The organism is Curtobacterium sp. AC272 (genome assembly GCF_979258155.1).
In genome coordinates this window covers 3,527,961-3,552,729 of sequence record NZ_OZ409838.1, presented here as the reverse complement: position 1 = coordinate 3,552,729, position 24,769 = coordinate 3,527,961, and the positions used below count along the sequence as shown (strand labels likewise).

The 24,769-nt window shown below is 71.6% G+C and carries 21 protein-coding genes and 3 pseudogenes; 11 read left to right on the top strand and 13 right to left on the bottom strand.

Annotated elements, in window-relative coordinates; all coding sequences use genetic code 11:
• Positions 1–87 precede the first annotated feature (87 nt).
• Entirely contained in the window at positions 88–585 is a 498-nt protein-coding gene (locus ACZZ0J_RS18285; RefSeq protein ID WP_463437935.1) for a hypothetical protein, read from the bottom strand.
• Between the two features lie 101 nt (positions 586–686).
• Between ACZZ0J_RS18285 and ACZZ0J_RS18280 the strand changes: the two genes are divergently transcribed.
• Both ACZZ0J_RS18280 and ACZZ0J_RS18275 read left to right on the top strand, forming a co-directional pair.
• Positions 687–1,124: a sensor histidine kinase gene (locus tag ACZZ0J_RS18280; protein ID WP_463437934.1), complete on the top strand. Its 438-nt coding sequence runs from the start codon at positions 687–689 to the stop codon at positions 1,122–1,124.
• Positions 1,121–1,783 (top strand): LuxR C-terminal-related transcriptional regulator, encoded by a 663-nt coding sequence (locus ACZZ0J_RS18275; RefSeq protein WP_194648201.1) that lies wholly within the window; start codon positions 1,121–1,123, stop codon positions 1,781–1,783. The genes ACZZ0J_RS18280 and ACZZ0J_RS18275 overlap by 4 nt, the downstream gene beginning before the upstream one ends.
• Positions 1,784–1,795: 12 nt before the next feature.
• Here ACZZ0J_RS18275 and ACZZ0J_RS18270 read toward each other — a convergent pair whose 3' ends face one another.
• The 10 genes and pseudogenes from ACZZ0J_RS18270 to ACZZ0J_RS18225 all read right to left on the bottom strand — a co-directional run bounded on the left by ACZZ0J_RS18270 (position 1,796) and on the right by ACZZ0J_RS18225 (position 11,926).
• The gene (locus tag ACZZ0J_RS18270) at positions 1,796–2,644 is read right to left on the bottom strand and encodes an ABC transporter permease (protein ID WP_123294045.1); all 849 of its coding nucleotides are present in this window, start codon (positions 2,642–2,644) and stop codon (positions 1,796–1,798) included.
• The gene (locus ACZZ0J_RS18265; protein WP_123340758.1) at positions 2,641–3,642 is read right to left on the bottom strand and encodes an ATP-binding cassette domain-containing protein; all 1,002 of its coding nucleotides are present in this window, start codon (positions 3,640–3,642) and stop codon (positions 2,641–2,643) included. The genes ACZZ0J_RS18270 and ACZZ0J_RS18265 overlap by 4 nt, the downstream gene beginning before the upstream one ends.
• A gap of 61 nt (positions 3,643–3,703) precedes the next feature.
• On the bottom strand, positions 3,704–3,919 hold the full coding sequence (locus ACZZ0J_RS18260; protein WP_463321982.1) for a hypothetical protein: 216 nt from the start codon (positions 3,917–3,919) through the stop codon (positions 3,704–3,706).
• Positions 3,873–4,523 carry a hypothetical protein gene (locus ACZZ0J_RS18255; protein ID WP_463437933.1) on the bottom strand — a complete coding sequence of 217 codons (651 nt, stop codon included), beginning with the start codon at positions 4,521–4,523 and terminating at the stop codon, positions 3,873–3,875. Before ACZZ0J_RS18255 ends, ACZZ0J_RS18260 begins: the two co-directional genes overlap by 47 nt.
• 268 nt (positions 4,524–4,791) lie before the next feature.
• Positions 4,792–6,402, bottom strand: coding sequence for an inositol monophosphatase family protein (locus ACZZ0J_RS18250; RefSeq protein ID WP_463437931.1), 1,611 nt, complete (start codon positions 6,400–6,402; stop codon positions 4,792–4,794).
• 574 nt (positions 6,403–6,976) lie between these two features.
• Positions 6,977–7,474: pseudogene (locus ACZZ0J_RS18245) on the bottom strand (ABC transporter ATP-binding protein); the annotation flags it as partial.
• A gap of 44 nt (positions 7,475–7,518) precedes the next feature.
• On the bottom strand, positions 7,519–8,331 hold the full coding sequence (locus ACZZ0J_RS18240) for an ABC transporter permease (RefSeq protein ID WP_123340755.1): 813 nt from the start codon (positions 8,329–8,331) through the stop codon (positions 7,519–7,521).
• Positions 8,328–9,368 (bottom strand): ABC transporter permease, encoded by a 1,041-nt coding sequence (locus ACZZ0J_RS18235; protein ID WP_463437929.1) that lies wholly within the window; start codon positions 9,366–9,368, stop codon positions 8,328–8,330. The genes ACZZ0J_RS18240 and ACZZ0J_RS18235 overlap by 4 nt, the downstream gene beginning before the upstream one ends.
• Positions 9,365–10,522, bottom strand: a complete 1,158-nt coding sequence (locus ACZZ0J_RS18230) for an extracellular solute-binding protein (RefSeq protein ID WP_463437928.1) — start codon at positions 10,520–10,522, stop codon at positions 9,365–9,367. Before ACZZ0J_RS18230 ends, ACZZ0J_RS18235 begins: the two co-directional genes overlap by 4 nt.
• Positions 10,523–10,975: 453 nt before the next feature.
• A complete protein-coding gene (locus tag ACZZ0J_RS18225) occupies positions 10,976–11,926 on the bottom strand; it encodes a hypothetical protein (RefSeq protein WP_463437927.1) in 951 nt (316 codons plus the stop codon).
• 123 nt (positions 11,927–12,049) lie between these two features.
• Here ACZZ0J_RS18225 and ACZZ0J_RS18220 point away from each other — a divergent pair, with 123 nt between their 5' ends.
• On the top strand, positions 12,050–12,472 hold the full coding sequence (locus tag ACZZ0J_RS18220) for a DUF3054 domain-containing protein (RefSeq protein WP_463437926.1): 423 nt from the start codon (positions 12,050–12,052) through the stop codon (positions 12,470–12,472).
• Complete coding sequence (locus ACZZ0J_RS18215; protein WP_463437925.1) at positions 12,469–13,884, top strand: LacI family DNA-binding transcriptional regulator; 1,416 nt, start codon at positions 12,469–12,471, stop codon at positions 13,882–13,884. The genes ACZZ0J_RS18220 and ACZZ0J_RS18215 overlap by 4 nt, the downstream gene beginning before the upstream one ends.
• Positions 13,885–14,332: 448 nt before the next feature.
• Here the strand turns inward: ACZZ0J_RS18215 and ACZZ0J_RS18210 are convergent, their stop codons facing one another.
• Positions 14,333–15,277 (bottom strand): DUF3097 domain-containing protein, encoded by a 945-nt coding sequence (locus ACZZ0J_RS18210; RefSeq protein WP_463437924.1) that lies wholly within the window; start codon positions 15,275–15,277, stop codon positions 14,333–14,335.
• Between the two features lie 78 nt (positions 15,278–15,355).
• Between ACZZ0J_RS18210 and ACZZ0J_RS18205 the strand changes: the two are divergent.
• The 7 genes and pseudogenes from ACZZ0J_RS18205 to ACZZ0J_RS18175 all read left to right on the top strand — a co-directional run bounded on the left by ACZZ0J_RS18205 (position 15,356) and on the right by ACZZ0J_RS18175 (position 23,587).
• Positions 15,356–16,404, top strand: a pseudogene (locus tag ACZZ0J_RS18205) (zinc-binding dehydrogenase).
• Between the two features lie 137 nt (positions 16,405–16,541).
• Positions 16,542–17,783: an ROK family transcriptional regulator gene (locus ACZZ0J_RS18200; protein WP_123938924.1), complete on the top strand. Its 1,242-nt coding sequence runs from the start codon at positions 16,542–16,544 to the stop codon at positions 17,781–17,783.
• Positions 17,784–17,908: 125 nt separating this feature from the next.
• The gene (locus ACZZ0J_RS18195) at positions 17,909–19,267 is read left to right on the top strand and encodes an extracellular solute-binding protein (RefSeq protein WP_463437923.1); all 1,359 of its coding nucleotides are present in this window, start codon (positions 17,909–17,911) and stop codon (positions 19,265–19,267) included.
• Between the two features lie 150 nt (positions 19,268–19,417).
• Positions 19,418–20,305 carry a carbohydrate ABC transporter permease gene (locus ACZZ0J_RS18190; protein ID WP_463437922.1) on the top strand — a complete coding sequence of 296 codons (888 nt, stop codon included), beginning with the start codon at positions 19,418–19,420 and terminating at the stop codon, positions 20,303–20,305.
• On the top strand, positions 20,305–21,195 hold the full coding sequence (locus tag ACZZ0J_RS18185) for a carbohydrate ABC transporter permease (protein WP_123340746.1): 891 nt from the start codon (positions 20,305–20,307) through the stop codon (positions 21,193–21,195). The genes ACZZ0J_RS18190 and ACZZ0J_RS18185 overlap by 1 nt, the downstream gene beginning before the upstream one ends.
• Before the next feature lie 8 nt (positions 21,196–21,203).
• The gene (locus ACZZ0J_RS18180; RefSeq protein WP_463437921.1) at positions 21,204–23,456 is read left to right on the top strand and encodes a family 4 glycosyl hydrolase; all 2,253 of its coding nucleotides are present in this window, start codon (positions 21,204–21,206) and stop codon (positions 23,454–23,456) included.
• Positions 23,453–23,587, top strand: coding sequence for a hypothetical protein (locus tag ACZZ0J_RS18175; RefSeq protein WP_463437920.1), 135 nt, complete (start codon positions 23,453–23,455; stop codon positions 23,585–23,587). Before ACZZ0J_RS18180 ends, ACZZ0J_RS18175 begins: the two co-directional genes overlap by 4 nt.
• A 138-nt stretch (positions 23,588–23,725) precedes the next feature.
• Here the strand turns inward: ACZZ0J_RS18175 and gap are convergent.
• Positions 23,726–24,700: pseudogene (gene gap, locus ACZZ0J_RS18170) on the bottom strand (type I glyceraldehyde-3-phosphate dehydrogenase); the annotation flags it as partial.
• Between the last annotated feature and the right edge of the window lie 69 nt (positions 24,701–24,769).

The window sequence follows — 24,769 nt, the reverse complement described above, 5'->3', positions numbered from 1 at the left end:
GCGGTCCTCGCCGTGTGCGGCGGGGCCGGTGTCCTGCTCTACGCGTGGTTGTGGGCCACCACCCCGAGCGCGACGGCAGCCGCGACGTCACCGCTCAAGGCCGTGCTCACGGCGCCCCGTCCGGACGGCGACGCGGACGCGACCGTGACCGTGAGCCGTCGAGCGCCCGTCGTCGAGATCCTGCTCGGACTCGCGCTGCTCGCCGCCGGGGGCGCCATCGTCGCCGCGCGGCTCGGCGCCCAGGTCCCGCTCGAGGTCGTCGTGCCCGGCGTCGTGGTCGTCACCGGTGCTGCACTGGCCTGGCGGCAGTTCGACGCCCTCCGCACCGTCCGGGCCGCGGCGTCGTCGACCCTGGTCGTCCGGGCCCTCGGTGCACTGGTGCTCGTCGTGCTCGGCATCCTGTTGTTCTTCACCACGAGCGACCGGCCGAACGTGTGGACGGTGCTCAGCGCAGCGGTCGCCGTGCTGCTCGGCGTCGCCGTCGTCGTCGCCCCCTGGGTCGTGCGGCTCGTCCGGGACCTCGCCGACGAGCGCGCGGCACGGGTCCGCGACCTCGAGCGCGCCGAACTCGCCGCGCACCTGCACGACTCGGTGCTGCAGACCCTCGCGCTCATCCAGCAGAAGGCCGAGCCCGATCCGACGCCGCACGGCTCGCCCGGGCGCAGGAACGCGAACTGCGGTCGTGGTTGTTCGCCGAGCAGACCGAGCCGGCCCGTGACCTCGGCGCCGAACTGCGCGACGCGGCCGCCGACATCGAGGCCGAGTACCCGGTCCGCATCGACGTCATCGCGGTCGGCCCGTCGCGCACCGACCTGCCGGACGGTGTCGTCGCCGCTGCCCGCGAGGCGATGCTCAACGCGGCCCGGCACGCCGGCGGCACGATCAGCGTGTACGCCGAGACCGCGCAGGACGTCGTCGAGGTCAGCATCCGCGACCGTGGGCCGGGCTTCGACCCCGACGCCGTGCCCGAGGGACGGTACGGCGTGCGCGAGTCGATCACCGGGCGGCTGCACCGACTCGGCGGTCGGGCAACCATCGCCCCGGGGCCCGGTCGCACCGGGACCGAGGTCCGGCTCCGGCTCCCGCTCGCGCCCACCGACCCCCACCACGAGGAGGACGCATGACCGAGCCCGACCTGCTCACCGTCGCCGTCGTCGACGACCACTCCATCTTCCGAGCCGGCGTGCGCGCCGGACTGCCACCGGGCCTCCAGGTCGTGGGTGAGGCTGCCACCGTCGACGAAGCCGTGACGCTCGTGGCGACCACCGCACCCCGCGTCGTCCTGCTCGACGTCCACCTGCCCGGCGGAGCCGGCGGTGGCGGCGCCGAGGTGATCACACGGTCCGCTGCCGAGCACCCGGGCACGCTGTTCCTCGCGCTGAGCGTGTCCGACGCGGCCGACGACGTCGTGCGGGTGATCCGGGCCGGGGCCCGCGGGTACATCACGAAGAGCTCTTCGAGCGCCGAGGTGGCCGAGGCCGTCCGACGGGTGGCGGAGGGCGACGCGGTGTTCTCGCCCCGCCTGGCCGGCTTCGTGCTCGACGCCTTCGGCGCGGTGAGCGGCGAGACCGCGCAGCACGACGCGGAACTCGACCGGTTGTCGGCGCGCGAGCAGGAGGTGATGCGCCTCATCGCGCGCGGGTACGCCTACAAGGAGGTCGCGACGGAGCTCTTCATCTCGGTGAAGACCGTCGAGACCCACGTGTCGAGCGTGCTGCGGAAGCTGCAGCTGTCGAACCGGCACGAGCTGACGGCGTGGGCGCTGCAGCGCAAGCTGCTCTGAGCGCCCACGCGGTCACTTCGCGCTGATGCGGGTGTACTTGTTCACGGCCCACGGCACGAACACGACGAGCATCACGGCGATCCCGATCAGCACCGTCACGATCGGGTGCTGCATCGTCCAGATGTCCGGCACCGGCGCCGACCCGACGTTGCCGAACAGCTCGCGGGCCGCCTGCACGAGCGACGACACCGGGTTCCACTCCGCGAACACCCGCAGCACCAGGGGCAGCGTGTCGCTCGGCACGAAGGCATTCGAGATGAACGTCAGCGGGAACAGGATCATGAACGAGGCGTTGTTGATGACCTCCGGCGTCTTGACGCTCATCCCGAGCAGCGCCATCACCCAGCTGAACGCGTAGCTGAACAGCAGCAGCAGGGCGATGCCGGCCAGGAACTCGAGCGGCGACGAGTTCACCCGCCACCCGACGGCCAGCCCGGTGAGCATCATGATCGCCATCGAGATCGAGTTGAGCACGAGGTCGGAGTTGGTCCGGCCGACGAGCACCGCGGACGCCGACATCGGCAGCGTGCGGAACCGGTCGATCAGGCCTTCCTTCAGGTCCTGCGCCATCGCCGAGCCCGAGAACGTGGCCCCGAAGACGACGGTCTGCGCGAAGATCCCCGCCATCAGGAACTGCGTGTAGTCGGTGCCCTCGACCGCGATCGCGCCGCCGTAGACCTGGCTGAAGAGCAGGACGAACATGATGGGCTGCAGCACCGCGAACACGAGCATGTCCGGCGACCGCTTGATCTTGATGAGGTTCCGCTTGGTGACGGTCCAGCCGTCCTCGAACCAGATGGCGACCGGCGAGGTGACGACGACGGGCAGTTGCCGACCCGGCGCGATGGTGGTGGCGGTCATCGGGCCGTCTCCTTCTGCTTGGTGGCGGCGGCTTCGTCGGCCTCGTCCTCGGTCGCGGCGTGGCCGGTGAGCCGCAGGAACACGTCGTCGAGGGTCGGTCGGCGCATGCCCGCGTCGTGCAGCTCGATGCCGGCGTCGCCGAGGTCGGCGAGCACCCGTTGCAGCGCGGTGGGGCCGGCCTCGACCGCGATGGCGTGGGTGCGGCCGTCACCAGAGGCCTCGACGTCGCCGACGCCGTAGCGCCGCAGGACGGTCGTCACGGCGTCACCGTCGGTCTCGTCCACCAGGGTCACGACGACCCGGTGGCCGCCGACCTGCGCCTTGAGGTGGTCGGCGGTGCCCTCGGCGATGACCCGGCCGTCGTCGATGACCGCGATGTCGTCGGCGAGCCGGTCGGCTTCTTCGAGGTACTGCGTGGTGAGCAGGACCGTGGCACCCTGGGCCACCAGGTCTTCGATGATGCCCCAGAGCGCCAGCCGGCTGCGGGGGTCGAGGCCCGTGGTCGGCTCGTCGAGGAACAGCACGCGCGGGTTCATCACGAGGGCTCCGGCGAGGTCGATCCGTCGCCGCATGCCACCGGAGAAGCCCTTCACCGGGCGGTCTCCGGCCTCGGCCAGGTCGAACACGTCGATGAGCTCCCGGGCACGCTCCCGCGACGTCTTCCGGCCCAGGTGGTAGAGCCGCCCGATCATCTCGAGGTTCTCGAAGCCGGTCAGGTTCTCGTCGACCGCGGCGTACTGCCCGGACACCCCGATGGACCGCCGGGTGGCCTGCGGGTCGGCGATCACGTCGATGCCGTCGATCGTGGCCGTCCCGGAGTCCGGGGTGATGAGGGTGGTCAGCACCTTCACGGTCGTGGTCTTGCCCGCCCCGTTCGGCCCGAGCAACGCCTTCACGGTGCCCTGCGGCACGGACAGGTCGAGTCCGGCCAGTGCGTGCACCGGCCCGGACTTCGACCGGTAGGTCTTGGTCAGCCCGGAGGCTTCGATGATGGCCATGTCGCTCCCTTGTCGACCACGGAGAATATCAGTGGGTCGGTGGGAACTCGTGACCGGTCACTCAGATGCCGAAGTCACCACCGAAGTCACTGGAGCCACCGCCGAAGTCGGATCCGCTGTCGCCCCAGCCCGCACTCTCGAACCCGCCGCCGTCGGACGCGCCACCGTCGGACGCACCGCCGTCACCGGAGTCGGCTCCAGTGTCCTCCGAACCACCGTCACCCGCAGCGTCAGTACCGCCATCGAACGATCCGGGGTCCGGCAGGAAGGCGCTCATGATCGCCGAACCGATGACGTAGCCGGCCACGGTGCCGAGGATCGAGGCACCGATCATGCTGCCGAACGACGGTCCGCCGCGCTGCCCGCCGAAGCGGCCACCGCCGCCGACGCCACCGAGCGAGCGCTCCATGAAGCCCGGTTGGCGGATCTCGGACCGCGTCGCCGACTGCGCGAGCGAGCGGGGTCGTCGCCGCGAGGGCCTCGCCGGGAGGCGCCGTGCGGGTGAACTCGTCGTAGACCATGCGGCGCTGCTCGTCGGTCAGCTTCGCGAACGCCTCGGCGTGCACCTCTTCGATGCGCTCGGGCGGCGCCGTGCGGAGCAGGTAGCGGTACCGCTCCACCGCGCGCTCGTCGTCGGTCGTCGCGCCCTGCTGCTGCGCGGGTGCACCGCCCCACTGCGGCACGCCGTACTGGCCGCCCTGCTGCTGCCCGGCCGGCACCCCCGTCGGCGCGGGCTGGTGGTACGACTGCTGGCCGTACCGGTAGCCCTGCTGCTGCGGTTGCTGCGGCTGCCCCCACTGGTTCTGCTGCGCGTCGTACTGCTGCGCGTCACCGGTGCGGTCGCGGTCCGGACGTCCGAGCAGGCGGTCGAGGAATCCCATGGTCGATGCTCCTTCGGGTGCACGGGTGATCCGGTCGGACCGCCCGTGGCCTGCCACCCTATGGAGCGCGGTCGGCCGCTGACTGAGCGCCCGCTCAGAGTCAGCCGTGCGCCGCCGCGCCCGCGGGCGCACCGTGCGCACCTGCACGACCCGTGCCGGGTCGGCAGCACCGTGCGCGCCTACAGCACCGCACCCAGCGGCCGACTCCGCACCAGAACGCAGGCCCCGCACCGTGCGCCGGCCACACCTGCTGCGCGCACGCGCCGACTCAGCCCGCCGCCGCGCTCGCCGTGGCGCCCGCGGCGAGCGCGGCAGTCCACACCGCGTGCAGCTCGTCGGCCGCCCCGGGGTGCGCCACCAGGAACGGTTCGCCCATGGGCGGGAAGCCCTCGACCGGACCGGAGCGGGTCAGCACGATCCCGCCGGCCTCGTGCACGAGCAGCACGGCGGCCCCGTGGTCGACCGGGTTGAACGCCGACACGCACCCGCCGATCCCCCGCCCGGCCGCCACCTGCGCGATGGTCAACGTGCCGGAGCCCTGCACCCGCAGCGTGCACGACCGGTCGGCCAGGGCGTCGAGGAACGCACCGAACCCGGGCCACGGCCGGTGCCCGTCGAGCTCGGTGCCGACGACCGCCCCGGCGAGCGGCCGCGGGGTGTCGTCCAGCTGGAGCCGACGGTCGCGCAGGGTGGCGCCGCGTCCACGCCGCGCCTCGAGGACCTCGCCCCGCCACGGGTCGGCGACGACCCCGACGAGCGGACGGCCACCGCGGGTCAGGCAGAGCGACATCGACGTCCAGGGCACCCCGTTCGCCAGGTTCGTGGTGCCGTCGACGGGGTCCAGGTACCAGCGGTGCCGGTCGCCGGGAGCGTCACCGTACTCCTCGCCGGTGAAGCCGTGGGTCGGGAACGCCATCCGGACGCGGGACCGGACGTGCTGCTCGACCAGTCGGTCCACGTCGGTGACGAGGTCTGCGGGGTTCGCCTTGGTCCGCACCTCGCTGACGGGGTGCTCGCGGGTGAAGGCGATGACCTCGTGCGCGATGCGGTGCGCCAGGGCCTGGGCGCGCGAGGCCACCTCGGTCTCGGTCGGTTCGCGGTCCCGTTCCGGCCAGCCGTCCCGCTCTGCCGACGACAGTGCGGCGCCGATCGCGCCGACGTCGTTCGTGGTGATTGAGTCGACGCCGAGCCGTGCCGCCCAGAGCGCCGGTTCGGCCTCGTCGACGGTCCAGACGGCGACCCGCAGTCCCAGGGCGTGCGCGGCCTCGATGGTGCGCGGGGTGAGGAACGCGATGTCGAGGTTCAGGGTCGACGGGGTCAACGCCTCGAGGTCGGCCGGAGTGGGCGGGTCGAGCGACTCCCACGCGAGCCAGACGTCGGCCTCGGGCAGCACCGAACGGACCGCCGCCATGGCCGCTGGCGCTCCGCACCACGCCACGGTGGTGGACGCGGTGGACCCCGCGACGGTGCGGGCAGCGACGAGTCCGTCGGCCGCGTCCGTCAGGTCGACCAGCAGCACCGAGTGGCAGCCGTCGAGCCGTTCGAGGGCGGCGTCGAGCCGCGGGATCCGGTCGAGGCCGTTGCCGAGCCGGGCGACGTCGCACCACGCGACGTCGGACACCCGTCGGGCATCGCCCCACATCCGGCCGAGGGTCTCGTCGTGCAGCAGCACGGCGACGTCGTCGGCCGTGCGACGGACGTCGACCTCGATGACCTCGGCGCCGAGCGCCTCGGCGACCGCGATGGCGGGCAGGGTGTTCTCGCGCCGGACGCGCGGCGCACCGCGGTGGGCGACGAGCCGTGGCGGACGCACACCGGGCCTCCCGGTCGGGCTGGTGGCGACCACTTGGTCGGCGGGCGCCGACACCGGGGCGCTCATCGGGTGCCCTCGAGCAGGGCGCCGTCGCGGTACACGAGCACCTCGCCGAGGCGGACCCCGGTCTCGGTGCCGACCGCCGGGGTGCTCCGGTGACGAACGCGCGGAGCTCGGCGCCGTCGGCGGCCAGCACCACCTCGGCGAAGTGCCCGCGCATCAGCACGCGGGCGACGGTCGCACGGATCGGCGAGTCGTCGGTGAGCACGACCTGCTCGGGTCGGATCAGGACCGTGTCCGCGACGGTGGGGCTGACCGACGTGCCGGCCAGGAACCGACCGGCGACGGGACTCGTCGACCCGATGAACGACGCGACGAACCCGGTGGCGGGGCGGGCGTACAGCTCGGTCGGTGTCGCGATCTGCTCGATGCGGCCGTCGTGCATGACGGCGATCCGGTCCGAGATGCTGAGCGCTTCGTCCTGGTCGTGCGTCACGATGACGGTCGTGATGCCGAGGCGCTGCTGGATGCGCCGGATCTCGTCGCGGACGCTCACCCGGAGCTTCGCGTCGAGGTTCGACAGCGGCTCGTCGAGGAGCAGGACGTCGGGCTCCTGCACGATCGCCCGCGCCAGGGCGACCCGCTGCTGCTCACCGCCCGAGATCGCCGTCGGCTTCGACCCGGCGTGGTGGCTCAGCCCGACGAGTTCGAGCGCCTCGCGCACCCGCTCCGCCACCCGCTGCTTCGGCACGCGTCGGGTCCGCAGCGGGAACGCCACGTTCTGCGTCACCGTCATGTGCGGCCACAGCGCGTAGTTCTGGAACACCATCGCGCTCGGCCGACGCTCCGGACCGATCGACGTGACGTCGCGGTCCCCCATCGTCACGACGCCGCCGTCGGCGGGCAGGAACCCCGCCACCATCCGGAGCGTGGTCGTCTTGCCGCACCCGGACGGGCCGAGCAGCGAGACGAGCTCGCCCTTCGCGACGTCGAGGTCGATGCCCGCGACCACGTCGCGTCCGCCGAGCGTCTTGCGCAGTCCGCGGATGGTGAGTCCGCCGGTGCGGGCCCGGTCGGTCGTGCTGCCGTCGGCCGGGAGGCCCGTGGTGCGTTCCGCGACGAGGGTCGTGTCCGTCATCTGGTCGCCTTTCGTGCTGGTGGTGGTCATCGGTGTCTGTCGCTTCATCGGATCTGGAAGCCGTCCGCCAGGCGGCCGCCCATGATGTGCTTCCGGGCGAGCAGCAGCAGGACCACGGACGGGATGCTCAGCGCGATCGCGAACACCGCGGAGACCTGGCGTGGGGAGTTGAGGACGAGCGAGTACATCGCCGTCGGCATCGTCATGTACGTCGGCGCGCCGACCAGGTACGTGCCCTGCGCCTCGTCGAACGACGCGAGGAACGACATCACCATCGCGACGAGGATCCCCGGCCACGCGATCGGGAACGTCACCCGCCAGAAGGTCCGCCAGCGGCTCGCTCCGGCGTCGCGTGCTGCTTCCTCGAGGGACCGCGGGACGGCCGAGAACGCAGCGGCGGGCAGCCAGGTCATGAACACCACGCACCCGAGGACGTGCACGATGAGGATGCCCGTGACCGTGTTCATGAGGTTCAGCGCGGTGAACATGGCCGACATCGTGACGAAGAGGCCCATCTTCGGGAACGCGTTCGTGGCGAACAGCCCGACCAGGACGAGCCGGCGCCCGGGGAACTCGATGCGGCTGATCGCCCACGCGGCCGGCAGGCAGACCACCGCGGCGATGAGGACCGTCAGCGGGGCGAGGACGAGCGAGTTCTGGACGGCGACCGCCAGGCTCCGGTCCTCGAACACGGTGCCCCACCACTGCAGCGTCCAGCCGTCGGGCAACAGGTTCGGGTACGTCCACGTCGTGGCGAAGGCACGAGCCGCCAGCCAGAGGAGCGGGCCGAGCACGAAGACCGCCAGCACGACGGCGGTGGCCCAGACGAGGGTGTTCCCGGTGAGTCGCTTGATCACGGCTGCTCCTGCTTCTGCTGCTGCTTCCGCAGCTCGCCGGCGTTCGCCCGGACCGTCGAGCGGAGGTAGAACACGCTCGCGGCCGCGGCGAAGGCGAACACGATGAACGCCATCGCCGTCGACTGCTGCGGGCGGTTGTAGGCCTGGAAGTACTTCGAGATGTCGACGCCGAGCATCGTCGGGGCGTTCGGACCGGTGAAGTACGGCACCGTGAACGACCCGAGGACCCCGATGACGGTGAACGTCGTCGCGATGACGAGCGGGGTCGCCGCCATCGGCAGGAGCACCTGCCAGACCACCCGCCACGTGCTCGCGCCGGCGTCCTTCGCGGCCTCGACCAGGGCGTCCGGGGTGCCCTGCAGCGCGCCGGCGATCATCAGCACGGCGAACGGCAGGCTCGTCCAGACGCTGCCGAACACCACGGCGACGAGGGTGTAGCCCCACACCGGGACGTCGAGGCCGAACTGGGCACCGAGGCTGCGGAGGAAGCCCTGCGCGTCGGTGAACGTCAGGACCGACCAGCTCGCGATGACCACCGGCACGAAGAGTGGGACGACTGCCAGGACGCTGAGGCTCTTGCCGAGGAAACCGCCCCGGAGCCGGAGGATCACCGCCACCGCCACGGCGAGCGCCACGGTCAGGCCGGTCGACAGCGCGGTGACCCCGAGCGTCGCGACGAGGTCGCGCAGGAACGTGGCGTTGCCGAGCAGGGTGCCGTACACCGCGAACGAGAACCCACGAACGGTGTCGCCGCCGATGTCCGCGAGTGCCTGGTTCAGGCCGCCGGTGAACCCGAGGCTGAACAGGGCGGCGTTCACGACGGGGACGCCGACGAACAGGACCACGACGAGGACGGGCGCCGCGACGAGGGCGAGGCCCTGCCACCGCCGACGGCGGTCGAGCCGCTCCTGGACGGACAGCCGAGCTGCGGGGTCCGCCGTGCCGTGGGCGGGCGACGGGACGGGCGGGAGGCCCTTGGCGGAGTCGCCACGGGCCTCCCGGTCGGTCGCCGGGCCGTCCTGGACGGTCTGGGTCACTGCGGGACCTTCGCGTCCCACGCCGCGTTCATGTCGGCGGCGAAGTCGCTCTGGAACCCGAGGCGCAGCTGCGAGGGGTTCGCGTCGGCGAACTGCTCCGCGACCGACGCCGGCAGGCTGTCGAGCGGGATGACCGGGTAGCCGGAGACGGCGCTCGCGACGAGCTGCTGCCCCTTCGAGCTGAGGACGAAGTCGGCGAGCTTCTCGGCTGCCGCCTTCTTGGCCTTCGGCTCGGTCTTCGGGATGCCGAGGAAGCTCGCGCTGCCGGTGAACGACGGGTCGGTGATCTGGATCGCCTTGACGGTCTTCGGGATCACGCCGGTCTTCTGCGAGGTGATGAACTGGTCGCTCCACACCGGCGCCATCGCGATCTGGCCGCTGCCGAGCAGCTGCACGACCTGGTCGTTGCCGTTCGGGTAGACACCCTTCTGGTACGTCGAGGGGCCGAGGTCCTCGAGCGCTGCGAAGCCCTTGTCCCACTTCGACTCGAGCGACTTGTCGTACGTTGTCTGCATCGTCGCCTGCTCATCGGCGGTCAGGTACTTCGCGAGCACCGTGGCGACGAACGAGCCGCCGGAGCCGCCGGACGACGGGGAGTTGTACGCGAACTGACCGGGGTTGGCCTTGATCCAGGCGAGGAGGTCGTCGAGGGTCTCCGGCGGGTCCGTCACCTTGCTCGAGTCGTACGCGAGCAGGACGCTCGAGGCACGGTACGGGATCGCACTGTCGCCACCCTGCTGCTTCGTGGCCTCGGGGACGTCCTTCAGGTTCGGGATCGTGCTGTCGCTGACCTTCGCCATCAGGCCGGCCTTGCCTGCGGTGGAGACGAAGCCGGCGTCGACGAGGTCGTACGCGACGGACTTGCCGGCCTTGACCGCGGTGGCCAGGTTCGCCTGGGTCTGCGCGTCGTGCTCGCCGTGCAGGTCGATGCTCGTGCTGACGTGGATCTTCGGGTTCGCCTTCTCGAAGGCGGGGATGAGCGACTTGTCCCAGAGGTCCTGGACGTTCGTGTCGCCGCTGATGAACACGGTGAGGTTCGTGGTGCCGCCGCTCGTGTCCGCGGCGTTCGAGGCGTTGGCGCTCTGGACGCAGCCGGACAGTGCGACGGTCGCGGCCGCCGCGATGGCGAGGCCTGCGAGGACTCGGGTCTTCACGTGGGTTCTCCCTGTTCCGTGGGGTGGGGGTCGTGCGGGGTGGGGGTCGTGCGGGGTGGGCCGTGTGGGAACGTTCCCGCGCCGAGGTCGAGTGTGGCGCTGCCGGGTGAACGCCGGGTGCCGCGGGCGTCGCCGCCGGGTGAACTCCGGGGGCCGCGCGGGCGGCGGCGGCGCGGGCGCGGAGTCGGGAGCGGTGGCGCGGGGTCGGAAACGGCGCGCCCGCACCGTGCCGGCTTCTCCACCTGGTGCGAGGTTGACCGCTCCGTGCCCGCCTACAAGTTCGCACCAAGCGGGCAGCACACCCCCGAGCGGCGAATGTCGCACGGTGCGAAGTCGGTCGGACCCACCGATGACCTCGCACCGAGCTGACTTCCTGCCGCCGACCGCGCGACTTCGCACCGTGCGCCGCCTCGAGGGCCGGAACAAAGTCGCACGGTGCGCGGTCGAGCGGTCTCAGCGCGACATCCGCACGCCAGCCTGACGGAGCTTCGCCCGCAGGGTCCACTCGTTCCGCAGGTCGGACCAGGTCAGCCGGAGCACGATCCGGACCTCGGGGAACGCGCGGAGACGGTCCTCCCGGATCTTCTCGTCGAGTAGCGCTTCCTCAGGGGTACGCCCGCGCAGGTACTCACGGCGCTGGTACTTCACGGCACCGTCGAACTCCACCACCACCCCGGACTCCGGGAACCAGAAGTCCACGACGATGTCCGGCTCGCCCGCCGTCCGGAACCGGTGTTGGAGGACGGGGGTCGGCGTACCGAACTGGTCGAACCGGGCGCGCGCGTAGGACTCCCCGGGTGAGTCCGACGCGGCGTCGGCGAAGGCGACGGCCCGCAGTGCTCGCCGCCGGCCCTTCTGTCCCCGCCGCTCGACGGCCGACCGGACCAGGTCTCGTTCCACCGCACGGCGGAGGAGCGAGTCAAGGGCGACGATCGCATCGGTGAAGGGCAGCGTGAGCGCCAGATCCGTCGCCAGCCGCTCCAGCCCGCACAGCACCAGCCCATCCGGTGTCGTCACTGCTCGTCGGTTCCGCTCGGGGTCGAGGTCCGCGTGCACGATGAAGGTCGCGTTGGTGGTCCGCCGGTCGCCGCCGCTCGAGGTCACGTGGATCCGCGTCGGTGGCGGGGTCAGGAGCGGCACGCCGAAGACCACCGCCGCGGACACGTGGGACACCAGGTCTCCTGGCCGGATGCGGTCGGCGAACGAGCGCACGCGGACGTGGTGCTGCTCGGTGGTTCGAAGTGCTGCCCATCCAGCGGCCTCCGCGTACAGACCGCGTGCGACCCGGATGAGCTCTCCTGCCGCCGCCCGTCGTCTGATGACGTCGGACTCGTCCGGCCGCTGCGCTGATGTTCGGTAGGTGAGGACTTCGGGGACTGGTGCGAGCTTGAGGTTCATCGACATGCCCCGATGGTCGGGAACCCGGTGGAAGAACGCAGCGCCGGACACGAGCCCTGTGGACGGATCACCGCCCGCATGCCGTGTGGAGGAATGAGTCCCACCACCGGAGGCTGCGAGACTGTCCGGGTGAACACACGCACCTGGGGTTGGCTCGCAGCCGTCATCGACGTCGTCCTCATCGTCGTCTTCGCGCTCATCGGCCGCTCCTCCCACGGCGAGGGCAACACCGCACTGGGGATCTGGACCACCGCCTACCCGTTCCTGGCGGGCTGGGCGATCGGGTACGTGACGAGCGGAGCCTGGGCGCGCCCACTGCGCTTCTGGCCGACCGGCGCCGTCGTCTGGATCCTCACGGTGTTCGTCGGCATGGCGATCCGCGTCGCCACGGGTCAGGGCGACGTCGACGGCAACCCGCTGCCGATCTCCTTCGTCATCGTCGCGACGATCGTGCTCGGGGTGTTCCTGCTCGGATGGCGCGCGATCGCCCGCGGGGTGCTGCGCTTCACCGCGTCGCGGTCCGGACGAGACGCCGCAGCGTCCGACGCGTGAACGGTGGCCGCGGGTCCCAGCCGACCATCCTCGACGTCGCCGCACGAGCAGGCGTCTCGAAGTCCGCGGTGAGCCGCGTCCTCTCCGGCACCGGACGGTTCTCCGACGAGACCCGTGAGCGGGTCGAGCGCGCCGCAGCCGAGCTCGGGTACGTCGCCAACGCCATGGCACGAGGGCTCGTCAGCGGTCGGACGCACACCATCGGCATGCTCGTCCGCGACGCGTCGTCGATGGTCTACACCGCACTGCACGCCGTGATGGAGCGCCGCGCGTCCGAGCTGGGCTACCGCGTCGTCACCACCACGGGTGTCGGCCGTGTCGAGGACGAGAAGTCCGCACTCGCCGCACTCGTGTCGATGCGGGTGGACGGCCTCGTGGTCTGCAGCGGCCTGATGCCGTCGACCGACATCGCCGAGTTCGCACCGCGGATCGCCACCGTGGTCGCCGGTCGGCCCGAACTCCACCCGGCACTGTCCAGCGTGTACTGCGACGAGGTGGACGGTGGCGCGACCATCGCCGACGCCGTCGCCGACGCCGGCCACGGCACGGTCGCCGTACTCACCGTCCCACTCGACAACGCGATCACGCAGCACGCCCGCTCGACGGCGATGGTCGAACGGCTCCGCGCGCGTGGTGTCCGGGTCATCGACATCGACGCCAGCTTCGTGCGGCCGCCCGACGACCTCGCCGCTGACCTGGTCGACGCGATGCACGAGTCGGACGTGACCGCGGTGATGTGCCCGACGGACCGGCTCATGCTCGACGTGTGCGAGGCGCTCGCCCGCCGCGGTGTCCGGGTCCCGCACGATCTGTCGGTCACCGGGTTCGACGGCGTGTACCCCCTCGCGAGCGACTGGATCGGGTTCACGACGCTCGAGCAGCCGATCGAACGCATCGGCCGCGAGGCGATCGACCTCGTCATCGGCCGGATCGACGACCCGACGCGTGCTGTCGAGCACCGCTCGCTCCGGGGCACGGTCGTGCCCGGCCGCACCCTGCTCCCCGCTGAGCGGGACCTTCTCGGTGCGAGGTTGACCACTCGGTGCAGCGCAACAAGCGCGCACGGCGTGGTCAACCTCGCACCGAGCGAAGCCCGCGCCACGCGCCGCGCCGCGCGCGCCGCGCGCGCACGGCTAGAACAGCCGGCTGCGCGGCCCCTCGTCCGGACCGTCGAACCCGCGGAACATGTCGGACACGAGTGCCTCGATCTGCGGTTCGACCAGGCGCTCGACCGCCTCGGCGATGCGGGGCCGGTGGTCGATGAGCGCCAGGCACACCGCCGTCCCGGTCGAGCGAGGCGCACTCGTCGGACAGCTCGATCTCGTGCCGGAGCGCCGCCTTGGCCTCGTCGGACAGCGGCTCCCGCGGTGCCTGCTCGCCCGCGCCCGTCCCCGCCAGCTCCCCGAGCGTGAAGAGGAACGGCGAACCCGGCGAGGGCTCCGGATCGACGTCGAGGCCCTGGAACTCGGGCGACAACCCCTCCGCCGGCTGGTACCCGGCGTGCCGCTTCCCGCGCCGCGGCCCGCTCGAGCTCGCGCTGCAGCAGCGGCAGGTTCTTGGCGGTGTAGTCGTCGACGGCGTCCTCGACGATGGTCGAGATCCGGCCGATCAGCGCGTGCTGGACGGCGTGCGGGACGTCCTGCCCGAAGCCGGCGGCACTCGCGATCGGGGACCCGGTGCACTTCCGGCAGATGCGGGTGCGCGGCCGCGCGGTCCCGATCTGCCAGCGCGGCAGCCAGCGCAGCCAGACGTCGACAGCGCTGCGCACGCGTCCGTCGATGCCGTCCATGCCCCAACGATACGGAGCGGAGGCGCGGATCACCCGCTCATTCCGCTCGCCGACCCAGAACGGCCGGGTTCTCAGGCCTTGGGTTCCGTCACGAAGTCGATGAGCTCCTCGACGCGGCCGAGCAGCTGCGGCTCGAGGTCGGCGAAGGTGCGCACCTGCCCGAGGATCCGCTGCCAGGCCCGCGCGATGTCGGCCTGCTCGGCGTTCGGCCACCCGAGCGCCTGGCAGATCCCCTTCTTCCACTCGATCGACCGCGGGATCGTCGGCCAGGCCTGCAGTCCGACGCGTGCGGGCTTCACGGACTGCCAGACATCGACGAACGGGTGCCCGACGACGAGCACGTGCGCTCCCCACTTGCCACGCATCACGGCGTCGGCGAACCGGGATTCCTTCGACCCGGGCACCAGGTGGTCGACGAGCACGCCGACGCGACGGTCTCGCGAGGGCTGGAACTCATCGAGCACCGACGCGAGGTTGTCGACGCCGGAGAGCTCCTCGACGACGACGCCCTCGACGCGAAGGTCGGTTCCCCAGACCTTCTCGACGAGCTCGGCGTCGTGCTTGCCCTCGACCATGATGCGCGAGGGCAGGGCCACCCGAGCACGCTGCGACTCCACCGCGAACGATCCGGACGCGGTGCGGAGGCGACCACCGTCGGACGTCTGCCGCACGGCGGGCGCGGCCCCGGGCCTCCAGTCCGAGTGAACGGAACCCAGCGAACCCGGCGAGCCGGCAGCGGCTGCGGCAGACCGGCCGACCGGCGCCTGCGGGCGCCCCAGCGTCACGAGCTCGCCCTCGAGCAGGAACTGCCCGGTGAAGGGGAAGGAACGGGTGCGGCCCTTCCAGTCCTCGAGCGCGATGTTGCCCGCCTCGAGTCGGACGACGGCTCCGGCCCACCCGGAGTCCGGGTCCTCGAGCACCATGTCGCGTTCGAGCGGCACCTGCCGCACCTTCTTCACCCCGCGGGAGCGCCAGTCTCCCGAGAGCACGTCCCCGCCGTACCGGTCGTCGTCCACCCGCACGAGGGTACTGTCGACGTCGGCCCGGACGACGTCGACCGCGCCGACACCCACCATCTCGACGGAAGGCCTCCCGTGCGCGCAGCGATCATCCACGCCCCGAACGACATCCGCGTCGAGGAGCGCGACCGCCCCTCGGTCCTCACCCCGACGGACGTCGTCGTCAAGGTCGTCGCCGCCTGCGTGTGCGGCTCGGACCTGTGGCCGTACCGCGGCGTCACGAAGACGAAGGAGCCCCGGCCGATCGGGCACGAACTCGTCGGCGAGGTCGTCGCCGTCGGCGACGCGGTCACCGACCTGCACGAGGGCGACTTCGTCATCTCCCCTTCACCATGAACGACGGCACCTGCCAGGCCTGCCGCCACGGGATGACCAGCGGCTGCGACCACCTGTCCGGCTTCGGCGGGAAGGACGCGTACGGCGACCCGGTCGGCGGCGCCCAGGCGGAGTACGTCCGCATCCCGGACGCGTCCGCGACGCTCGTCGCGGTGCCCGGCCCCGTCGACCCGGCGCTCGTGCCGTCGCTGCTGACCCTGTCCGACGTCTTCTCCACCGGGCACCACGCTGCGGTGTCGGCGGCGGTCGGTCCGGGCAAGACGGTCGTGGTGGTCGGCGACGGCGCGGTCGGCCTGTCCGCCGTCCTGGCCTCGAAGCGGCTCGGCGCCGAGCGCATCATCGCCATGAGCCGGCACGCCGATCGCCAGGCGCTGGCACGTGAGTTCGGCGCGACGGACATCGTGTCTTCCCGTGGCGAGGAGGGCGTCGCGGCGATCCGCGAGCTGCTCGGCGGCGACCTGGCCGACTGCGCGGTGGAGGCCGTGGGCACCGAGGAGAGCATGGACCAGGCGCTGCACTCGGTGCGCGCGGGCGGCAACCTCGGCTTCGTCGGGGTCCCGCACGGCGTGCCGACGATCGGTACGCGCTACCTCTTCGACACGAACATCGCCGTCGCGGGCGGCATGGCGCCGGCACGGAAGTACATCCCGGAGCTGCTGCCCGACGTGCTGTCCGGAGCGATCGACCCGGGGCGCGTGTTCGACCTCGAGCTGCCGCTCGACGAGGCCGCCGAGGCGTACCGGGCGATGGACGAGCGCCGGGCGATCAAGGTGCTGCTGCGTCCGTAGGCGCCGGTCGCTCACCGGCGCACGGCCGGCGTCCGGCGCGCCTCCGTCGGGGCGGCACGTTTCGCGCAGCAGAACGCGTGTTTCGGATCGGTAAACAAACCTTTCAGTAAAGAAGGTTGTCCGTTACAGTCCTCGACATGACCACACGAGGACGCACCCCCGGCCAGCCCGGTCTGCTGCGCGTCCTGAACGACCGTGCGGCCCTCGAGCTGCTGCTCGACGACGGCCCGCTCACCCGCAACGAGATCGCGCAGCGGACCGGGCTCAGCAAGCCCACCGCTGCCGAGATCATCCGCCGGCTCGAGTCGGCTGCGCTCATCCGCCAGGCCGGCACGGACACGCAGGCCGGACGCCGCGGGCCGAGCGCCGTCGTGTACGAAGCGATCACCGACCGCGATCTCGGTGTCGCGGTGGACGTCCAGCTCGTCGACGTCCGGTCGACCGTGGTGGACGCCGCCGGTCGCACGTTCCCGGTCGCCACGCACCGGATGTCCGAGGCCGAGGTGCGCTCCCCCGGCGCCGACATCGTCGCCGCCGCGATCTCCCGCGCAGCCGCCGCGGCCGGCGTGGACCCCGAGCTCGTCACCGCCGTCGCCGTGGGTGTGCAGGCGAGTGTCGACCACGCCACCGACACCCTCATCTTCACCGATGGACTGCCCGGCTGGCCTCGTGAGCAGGTCAGCACGACCCTCTCCGCCGAGCTCGGCGTCCACGTCGTCGTCGAGAACGACGCCAACCTCGCCGCCATCGCCGAACGCAACATGGGCGCCGGTCGGGCTCCCGGGTCGTTCGCGCTCTTCTGGATGGCCGAGGGCCTCGGCATGGCCCTCGACCTGCACGGTCACCTGCACACCGGTGCCTCCGGTGCCGCGGGTGAGATCGGCTACCTCAGCGTGCCCGCAGACGCACGCTCCATCGACCCGACGGCCACGATCGTCGCGGACCTCATCTCCGAGTCCGCGATCATCGCCCTGGCCGCCGAGCACGGGATCACGGCACCGGACGGCACCGCAGCCGACTGGCGCCAGGTGCTCCCGCAACTGCCCGGCCTGCCCGAGCAGCACCCCTTCACCGTCGCCCTCGGCGAGCGCGTCGGGCACAACGTGCTCCCCGCCCTCGCCGTGGCCGATCCCGAGACGGTCGTCCTGCACGGCCCGACCGGGATCGCCGGTGGCCCCGCCCTGGCCGCCGCCGTGACCGCCTGGCTCCGGACCCGCTCGCGCTGGTCCACCGCCGTGGTCGCGCCCGGCGTCCCCGACACCCCCGTCCTGCACGGTGCGCGGCACGTCCTCATCGACGTCGTCCGCACCGCGCTCGCGGACCGGCTCGAGCGCATCAGTGACGATGCCCCGACGCCGGACCCCGTCGAGCGCCCCTGAACGTTCCACCCGCACCACTCGAGGCACCATCACCCAGCCCTGTCACAGGGCTCTTCGTCGCGCCCGGAAACGGGCAGCGCCCGGAAACGGACGGCGACGGAGCGAGATCGAGAGCGAGTACCGCCTTGTCCCTCCCCGAACCGAACGTCCCGCGCCGCCGGGTGTTCCGCCGCATCGCCACCGCCACGGCCGTCGCCGCGGCCGGCGCCCTCGTCGTCGCCGGCTGCAGCTCCGGCAGCAGCGCCGACTCGATCGAGAAGAGCGCCCCGAAGGAGCTCAAGGGCACCGTGTCCCTGTGGCACTTCTTCACCGGCCGTGAAGCCGGCGTCGTGAAGACCGCCGTCGAGGGCTTCGAGAAGGCCAACCCCGACGTCACCGTCGACATCCACGCCGGACAGGACGACGAGAAGCTGCAGAAGGCGATCTCGTCCGGCCAGAACATCGACGTCGGCCTGTCGTACTCGACCGCCATCGTCGGCAGCTTCTGCTCCTCGGGGGCGTTCCGCGACCTGTCGCCGTACATCGAGCGCGACAAGGTCGACCTGTCCGACATCCCGAAGGCCGTGCAGTCGTACACGCAGTACAAGGGCACGCGCTGCACCCTGCCGGCCCTCGCCGACGTCAGCGCGCTCATGTACAACAAGCCGCTGCTCGAGAAGGCGGGCATCACGGCCCCGCCGAAGACGCTCGACGAGCTCAAGACCGACGCGCTGAAGCTGACGACGTACAACGCCGACGGCTCCATCAAGCAGCTCGGCTTCAACCCGCTCATCGACTTCTACGAGAACTCCCCCGAGCACTGGGCGCCGATGGTCGACGGTTCATGGCTCGACAAGGACGGCAACAGCGTGATCGGCACGTCCGACGCGTGGAAGAAGCTGATCACCTGGCAGAAGGGCTTCGTCGACGAGATCGGCTACGACAAGCTCAAGGCCTTCACCTCCGGCCTCGGGCAGGAGTTCGCGGCCGACAACGCGTTCCAGACCGGTCAGGTCGCGATGCAGATCGACGGCGAGTACCGCACGGCGTTCCTCAAGGACCAGAAGCCGGACCTGGACTACGGCACGTCCCCGACCCCGGTGATGGACGGCCTCGGCAACTACGGCTCGACGTACATCGCGGGCAACGTCGCAGGCATCGCGAAGGGGTCCAAGAACCCCGAGCTGTCATGGGCGCTCCTGAAGTACCTGTCCACCAACACCGACGCGCAGGTCACGATGGGCAACGGTCTGAAGAACATCCCGACGCTCACCTCGGCGCTGGAGTCCCCCGACCTCGAGGTCGACGAGAACTACAAGACCTTCGTCGACGTCGCGGGCAACAAGGACACGATGACCTCGCCCGGCACCGCGGACGGCGCCGCCTACATCGGCACCTTCACGAAGTTCTGGCAGGCCTACCAGCAGAACGGCGGCGACCTCGACGCGAAGCTCGAGAAGCTGGACTCCGACATCGACAACGCGAACCAGCTGGCTGGTCCGTGATGAGCCTCACCACCAAGACGACCGGCCGGGAGGCGCGGCTCGCCCGCGCCGCCCGGCCCACGACCGACGGGGTCCGGTCCGGTGCCCCCGACGGCTCCGCGACGTCGGCCCCGCTCCGCAGAGTCCCGGCGCCGCCTCGTCGCCCTGACGATGCTCGCGCCGGCCCTGGCGGGCCTGGTGATCTTCTTCGCCTACCCGCTCGTCGCATCGATCTTCTACTCGTTCACGCGCTACAACCAGCTGCAGGAGCCCGAGTTCGTCGGGCTGCTGAACTACAAGTTCCTGTTCACCCAGGACCCGCAGATCGGGCCGGCGGTCGTGAACACGCTGTGGTTCGTCGTCGTCCTGGTACCGGTCCGGATCGTGTGCGGACTCCTGGTCGCCGGGCTGCTCAGCCGGGCCAAGACGGCCACCGGGTTCTGGCGGACGCTGTTCTACCTGCCCGCCCTCGTCCCGCCGGTCGCGAGCGTCGTGGCGTTCGTCTTCCTCTTCAACCCGGGCACCGGGCCGGTGAACCAGATCCTCCGGGTCTTCGGCATCGACGGCCCGCTGTGGTTCAACGACCCGGCGTGGTCGAAGCCGTCGCTCGTGATCCTGGGCGTCTGGGTGATGGGCGACATCATGATCATCTTCCTGGCGTCGCTGCTCGACGTGCCGCGCGACCTGTACGAGGCCGCGTCGCTCGACGGTGCGAACGGCGTCCAGCAGGTCCGGCACATCACCCTGCCGACGATCGCCCCGGTGATCGGGTTCGCCGCCGTGACGGGGGTGATCGCCGCGCTGCAGTACTTCACCGAAGCGGCCGTCGCCTCGGGCGTCGCGAGCGGCAAGGCGACGATCGGTGGCGGGACCGCCGCCCAGCTCGGCTACCCGGGCACCTCGCTGCTCACGTACACCGAGCTGCTCTACCAGCACGGGTTCGCGAACTTCCAGTTCGGCTACGCGTCCGCCATGGCCGTGGTCCTGTTCGTGATCACCGCCGTGGTGCTCGTCTTCACGATGCGCCGGATCAGTGTGTTCCGGCCGGAGGAGTCCTGATGACCGCTGTGTCCCAGTCCCCGCTCACCCGGGCGCCCCGGGGTTCCGCTCCCCGCACCGGCAGACCGCGCGGTCGCACGCTCGTGTGGATCGCCGAGCACGCCGCCCTGGTGGCCCTCGGCGTCCTGACCATCGCGCCGATCGTGTTCGTGGTCCTGACCTCGCTGATGTCGAGCAACCAGGCCCTCACGGCGTCGATCGTGCCCCGGCCGTTCGACTTCTCGAACTACGCGCGGGTGTTCACCGAGCTGCCGCTCACGCAGTGGTTCGGCAACTCGTCGATGTACGCCGTCCTCGCCACCGCGTTCATGCTCATCAGCTCGGTGCCGGCGGCCTACGCGCTCGCCCAGATCAGGTTCAAGGGCGCGAACCTGATCTTCACGGTGATCATCGTCGCGATGCTCCTGCCCCCGCAGGTCACCGCGGTGCCGGTCTACGTGATGTGGTCGCACCTGCACCTGACCGGCACCCTGTGGCCGCTCATCCTGCCGAACCTGCTCGGCGACGCCTTCAGCATCTTCCTGCTCCGCCAGTTCTTCATGACCATCCCGAAGGAGTACGGCGACGCCGCCCGCATGGACGGCTGCAGCGAGTGGGGCGTGCTCTGGCGGGTGGTCGTCCCGATGGCACGCCCGGGCATCGCGTCGGCGGCGATCTTCATGTTCTTCCACTCGTGGAACGACTACTACGGCCCGCTCCTGTACGCGTCCGAGAACCAGGCCGCCTGGCCGGTGGCGTACGGGCTCGCCACGTTCCGCGGACAGCACGGCACCGACTGGTCGATGACGATGGCGATGACCGTCGTCGTCATGGTCCCCGTCGTCATCATCTTCTTCTTCGCACAGAAGGCATTCGTCGAGGGCATCGCGCTCACCGGCGTGAAGGGATAGCAGCTCCAGTGAAACTCACAGTCGTCGGTGGCGGATCCACCTACACCCCCGAACTCGTGGACGGCTTCGCCCGGCTCCGCGACCAGCTCCCCATCGACGAGCTCTGGCTCGTCGACCCCGACCCGGTGCGCCGAGAACTCGTCGGCGGCGTCGCCAAGCGGATGTTCGCGCACGCTGGCCACCCCGGCACGATCCACGTCACCGACGACGTCGTCGCCGGGGTCACCGACGCCGATGCCGTCATGTTCCAGCTCCGCATCGGCGGGCAGGCCGCACGGCAGCAGGACGAGACGTGGCCGCACGAAGCGTGCTGCATCGGGCAGGAGACCACCGGTCCGGGCGGGTTCGCGAAGGCGCTCCGCACCGTGCCCGTCGTCCTGGAGTACGCCGAACTCGTCCGGAAGCACGCCAAGCCGGACGCCTGGATCGTCGACTTCACGAACCCCGTCGGCATCGTCACCCGCGCCCTGCTCGAAGCCGGGCACCGCGCCGTCGGCCTGTGCAACGTCGCGATCGGGTTCCAGCGCCGCTTCGCGAAGGAGTTCGGCGTCGCCCCCGACCACGTCCGGCTCGACCACGTCGGCCTGAACCACCTGACGTGGGAGCGCGGCGTGCACGTCACGGGCGCGGACGGCGTCGAGCGCGACGTGATGGCGGACCTGCTCGCCGAGTCGGACGGTGCCCTCGGCCGCACGGCGGAGAGCGTGCACATGCACCCGGACCTCCTCCGTCTGCAGCACGCGATCCCCTCGTACTACCTGCGGTACTTCTACTCGCACGACATCGTGCTGCAGGAGCAGCTGCACGAGCCCACCCGTGCCGAGGCCGTCATGGAGACCGAGCGGGCCCTGCTCGCGAAGTACGCCGACGAGTCGGTCGTGACGAAGCCCGCCGAACTCGAGCAGCGCGGCGGCGCTTACTACTCCGAGGCGGCGATCGACGTGCTGTCCTCGATCCTCGGCGACCGCGGCGACGTGCAGGTCCTGAACGTGCGGAACGACGGCACCTTCCCGTTCCTGCCCGACGACCACGTCATCGAGGTGCCGTCGCGTGTCACCCGCCGAGGCGATCACGCCGTTGCCGGTCTCCCCGCTCGCCCCGGACATGATCGGTCTCGTGTCGCACGTCGCCGGGTACGAGCGGCTCGCGCTCGACGCCGCGGTGCACGGCGGCCGCGACCGGGTGCTCCGCGCCATGTGGGCGCACCCGCTCGTGGGGCAGGTGGACAAGGCGGAGCAGCTCACCGACCTGCTCCTGGCCGCGAACGCGGAACACATCCCGTGGGCGCGATCGGAGCAGGTGACGTGGGCGGGCTGAGCCGGACCGGCGCGGCGGGCCCGGCCCGAGCCTCCCGTCCGCCCGCGCCGGTCCCGCCGGACGCGACCGACGTCGTGCTCGCCGTCGACGGCGGCGGCAGCAAGACCGACGTCGTCGCGATCGCGCTCGACGGGACCATCGTCGGGCACGCACGCGGTCCCGGGTCGAACCCGCAGACGCGGGGATGGGACCTCGCCGGCCCGATCCTCGACGACGTCCGCGCGCGGGTCGTCAGCGAGCTGGGCGACCGGCGCATCCGCACGACGCACGTGTACCTGGCCGGGCTCGACCTGCACGACGAGCTCGTCGCGGCGACCGCGGCCCTCGCGCACTGGGCCGAGGACGGCGGCGAACCGCACGTCCTGGACAACGACCTGTTCGCGCTGCTGCGGGCCGGCACCCTGTCCCCCGACGCGGCGGCCGTGGTGTGCGGCACCGGGATCAACGCCCTCGCGGTGCGGGCCGACGGTACGACCGCACGGTTCCCGGCCATCGGGGACGTCTCCGGCGACTGGGGTGGCGGCGCGTGGCTCGGCAACCGGGCGCTCTGGCACGCGGCGCGGGCCGACGACGGCCGTGGTCCGGCGACGGCGTTGGTCGACGCGGTGCCGGCGGCGGTGGGCCTCCGCAGCGTCCGCGAGGTCACCGAGGCCATCCACTTCGGCTGCTTGGACCAGCGCGTCTTCAACCGGCTCTGCCCGGTGCTGTTCGACGTGGCCGGAGCCGGTGACGTGGTGGCTCGGGCCGTCGTGGAACGGCAGGCGGAGGAGATCGTCCTGCTCGCCGCGGTCGCGCTCGAGCGCTTGGGCCTCGGTGGTTCGGCGGCCGAGCCGGTGCCCGTCGTGCTCGGCGGCGGGTGCTCGCTGCTCGGCACCCGTTGCTCGTGGACGGTGTCGTCGACGGGCTCGCTGACCGGGTCCCCGGAGCGGTGCCGACCTGGGTGACCGATCCCCCGGTGCTCGGCGCAGGGCTCGCGGCGCTGGAGTCGGTCGGTGCCGACGACGCGGCGCTCGAGCGGTACCGCGAGGCCGTGCGCTCCCGAGCCTTCGCGAGCACGACCGCGCTGATCCGCTGACGCGCTGCTGACGTCACCCGAGACTCGGCCTGAGCGACACGGTTCGCGCTCCAGAGCGCGAGCATGCCGCTCAGGCCGAGTCTTGCGGCCCGCGGCCCTCGGCCCGCGGCCTACGCGCGCGCCAGCATCCCGAGCGATGTCGACCACGCGGTTCGAGAAGCCCCACTCGTTGTCGTACCAGGCGACGACCTTCACGTGCCGGCCCCGTCGACGCGGGTGAGCAGCGAGTCGAAGATGCTCGACTCCGGCCGCCCGGTGATGTCCGTCGACACGAGCGGGTCCGCCGTGAACGCCAGGACCCCGGCGAGCGGACCGGAAGCCGCGGCACGGTAGGCCTCGTTCACCTCGTCCACGGTCACGTCCCGCGAGACGACGGTGTTCAGCTCGACGATCGACCCGACGGGCACCGGCACGCGGATGGCGTCACCGGACAGCTTGCCCTCCAGGCGGGGCAGCACCAGCCCGATGGCCTTGGCCGCCCCGGTCGTCGTCGGCACGATGTTCACGCCGGCTGCGCGGGCCCGACGCAGGTCGCGGTGCGGCCCGTCCTGCAGGTTCTGCTCCTGCGTGTACGCGTGCACGGTGGTCATGAACCCGTGCTCGATGCCCGCCAGGTCGTCGAGCACCGACGCCAGCGGCGCGAGCGCGTTGGTGGTGCAGGACGCGTTCGAGATCACCGTGTGCACGGCGGGGTCGAACGTGTCCGAGTTCACGCCGAACGCGATGGTGGCGTCCGCTGCGGTGGCCGGCGCACTGATCAGGACCCGTCGGGCGCCGGCGGACAGGTGGCCGGCTGCCGCGTCGCGTGCGGTGAAGCGTCCGGTGGACTCGAGGACGACCTCGACGCCGAGTTCGGCCCAGGGCAGGTCCGCCGGCGAGGTCGATGCGAGCACGCGGACGCGGCGGCCGTCGATGACGAGTGTCGCCGTCGACCTCGACGGTGCCGTCGAACGGCCCGAGGGCGGAGTCGTAGCGGAACAGGTGCGCGAGCGTGTCGGGGGCGGTCAGGTCGTTCACGGCGACGACCTCGAGGTCGTCACCGCCCCGTGCGAGCAGGGCGCGGAGCGTGTTGCGGCCGATGCGGCCGAAGCCGTTGATGGCGATGCGGGTCATGTGGAGTTCCTTTCGTTCCGTGGTCCATGCTCACGGGCCGGGAGGCACGGCTCCAGTGGCAGGGACGCC

Bases quoted from the DNA above. Each gene is read 5' to 3' on its own strand.
- ACZZ0J_RS18265 (WP_123340758.1), bottom strand. From the start codon at position 3,642: ATGGCCATCATCGAAGCCTCCGGGCTGACCAAGACCTACCGGTCGAAG.
- ACZZ0J_RS18250 (WP_463437931.1), bottom strand. From the start codon at position 6,402: ATGAGCGCCCCGGTGTCGGCGCCCGCCGACCAAGTGGTCGCCACCAGC.
- ACZZ0J_RS18200 (WP_123938924.1), top strand. From the start codon at position 16,542: ATGACCACACGAGGACGCACCCCCGGCCAGCCCGGTCTGCTGCGCGTC.
- ACZZ0J_RS18260 (WP_463321982.1), bottom strand. From the start codon at position 3,919: ATGAGCGCCTTCCTGCCGGACCCCGGATCGTTCGATGGCGGTACTGAC.
- ACZZ0J_RS18255 (WP_463437933.1), bottom strand. From the start codon at position 4,523: ATGGGATTCCTCGACCGCCTGCTCGGACGTCCGGACCGCGACCGCACC.
- ACZZ0J_RS18275 (WP_194648201.1), top strand. From the start codon at position 1,121: ATGACCGAGCCCGACCTGCTCACCGTCGCCGTCGTCGACGACCACTCC.
- ACZZ0J_RS18270 (WP_123294045.1), bottom strand. From the start codon at position 2,644: ATGACCGCCACCACCATCGCGCCGGGTCGGCAACTGCCCGTCGTCGTC.
- ACZZ0J_RS18185 (WP_123340746.1), top strand. From the start codon at position 20,305: ATGACCGCTGTGTCCCAGTCCCCGCTCACCCGGGCGCCCCGGGGTTCC.
- ACZZ0J_RS18190 (WP_463437922.1), top strand. From the start codon at position 19,418: ATGCTCGCGCCGGCCCTGGCGGGCCTGGTGATCTTCTTCGCCTACCCG.
- ACZZ0J_RS18225 (WP_463437927.1), bottom strand. From the start codon at position 11,926: ATGTCGATGAACCTCAAGCTCGCACCAGTCCCCGAAGTCCTCACCTAC.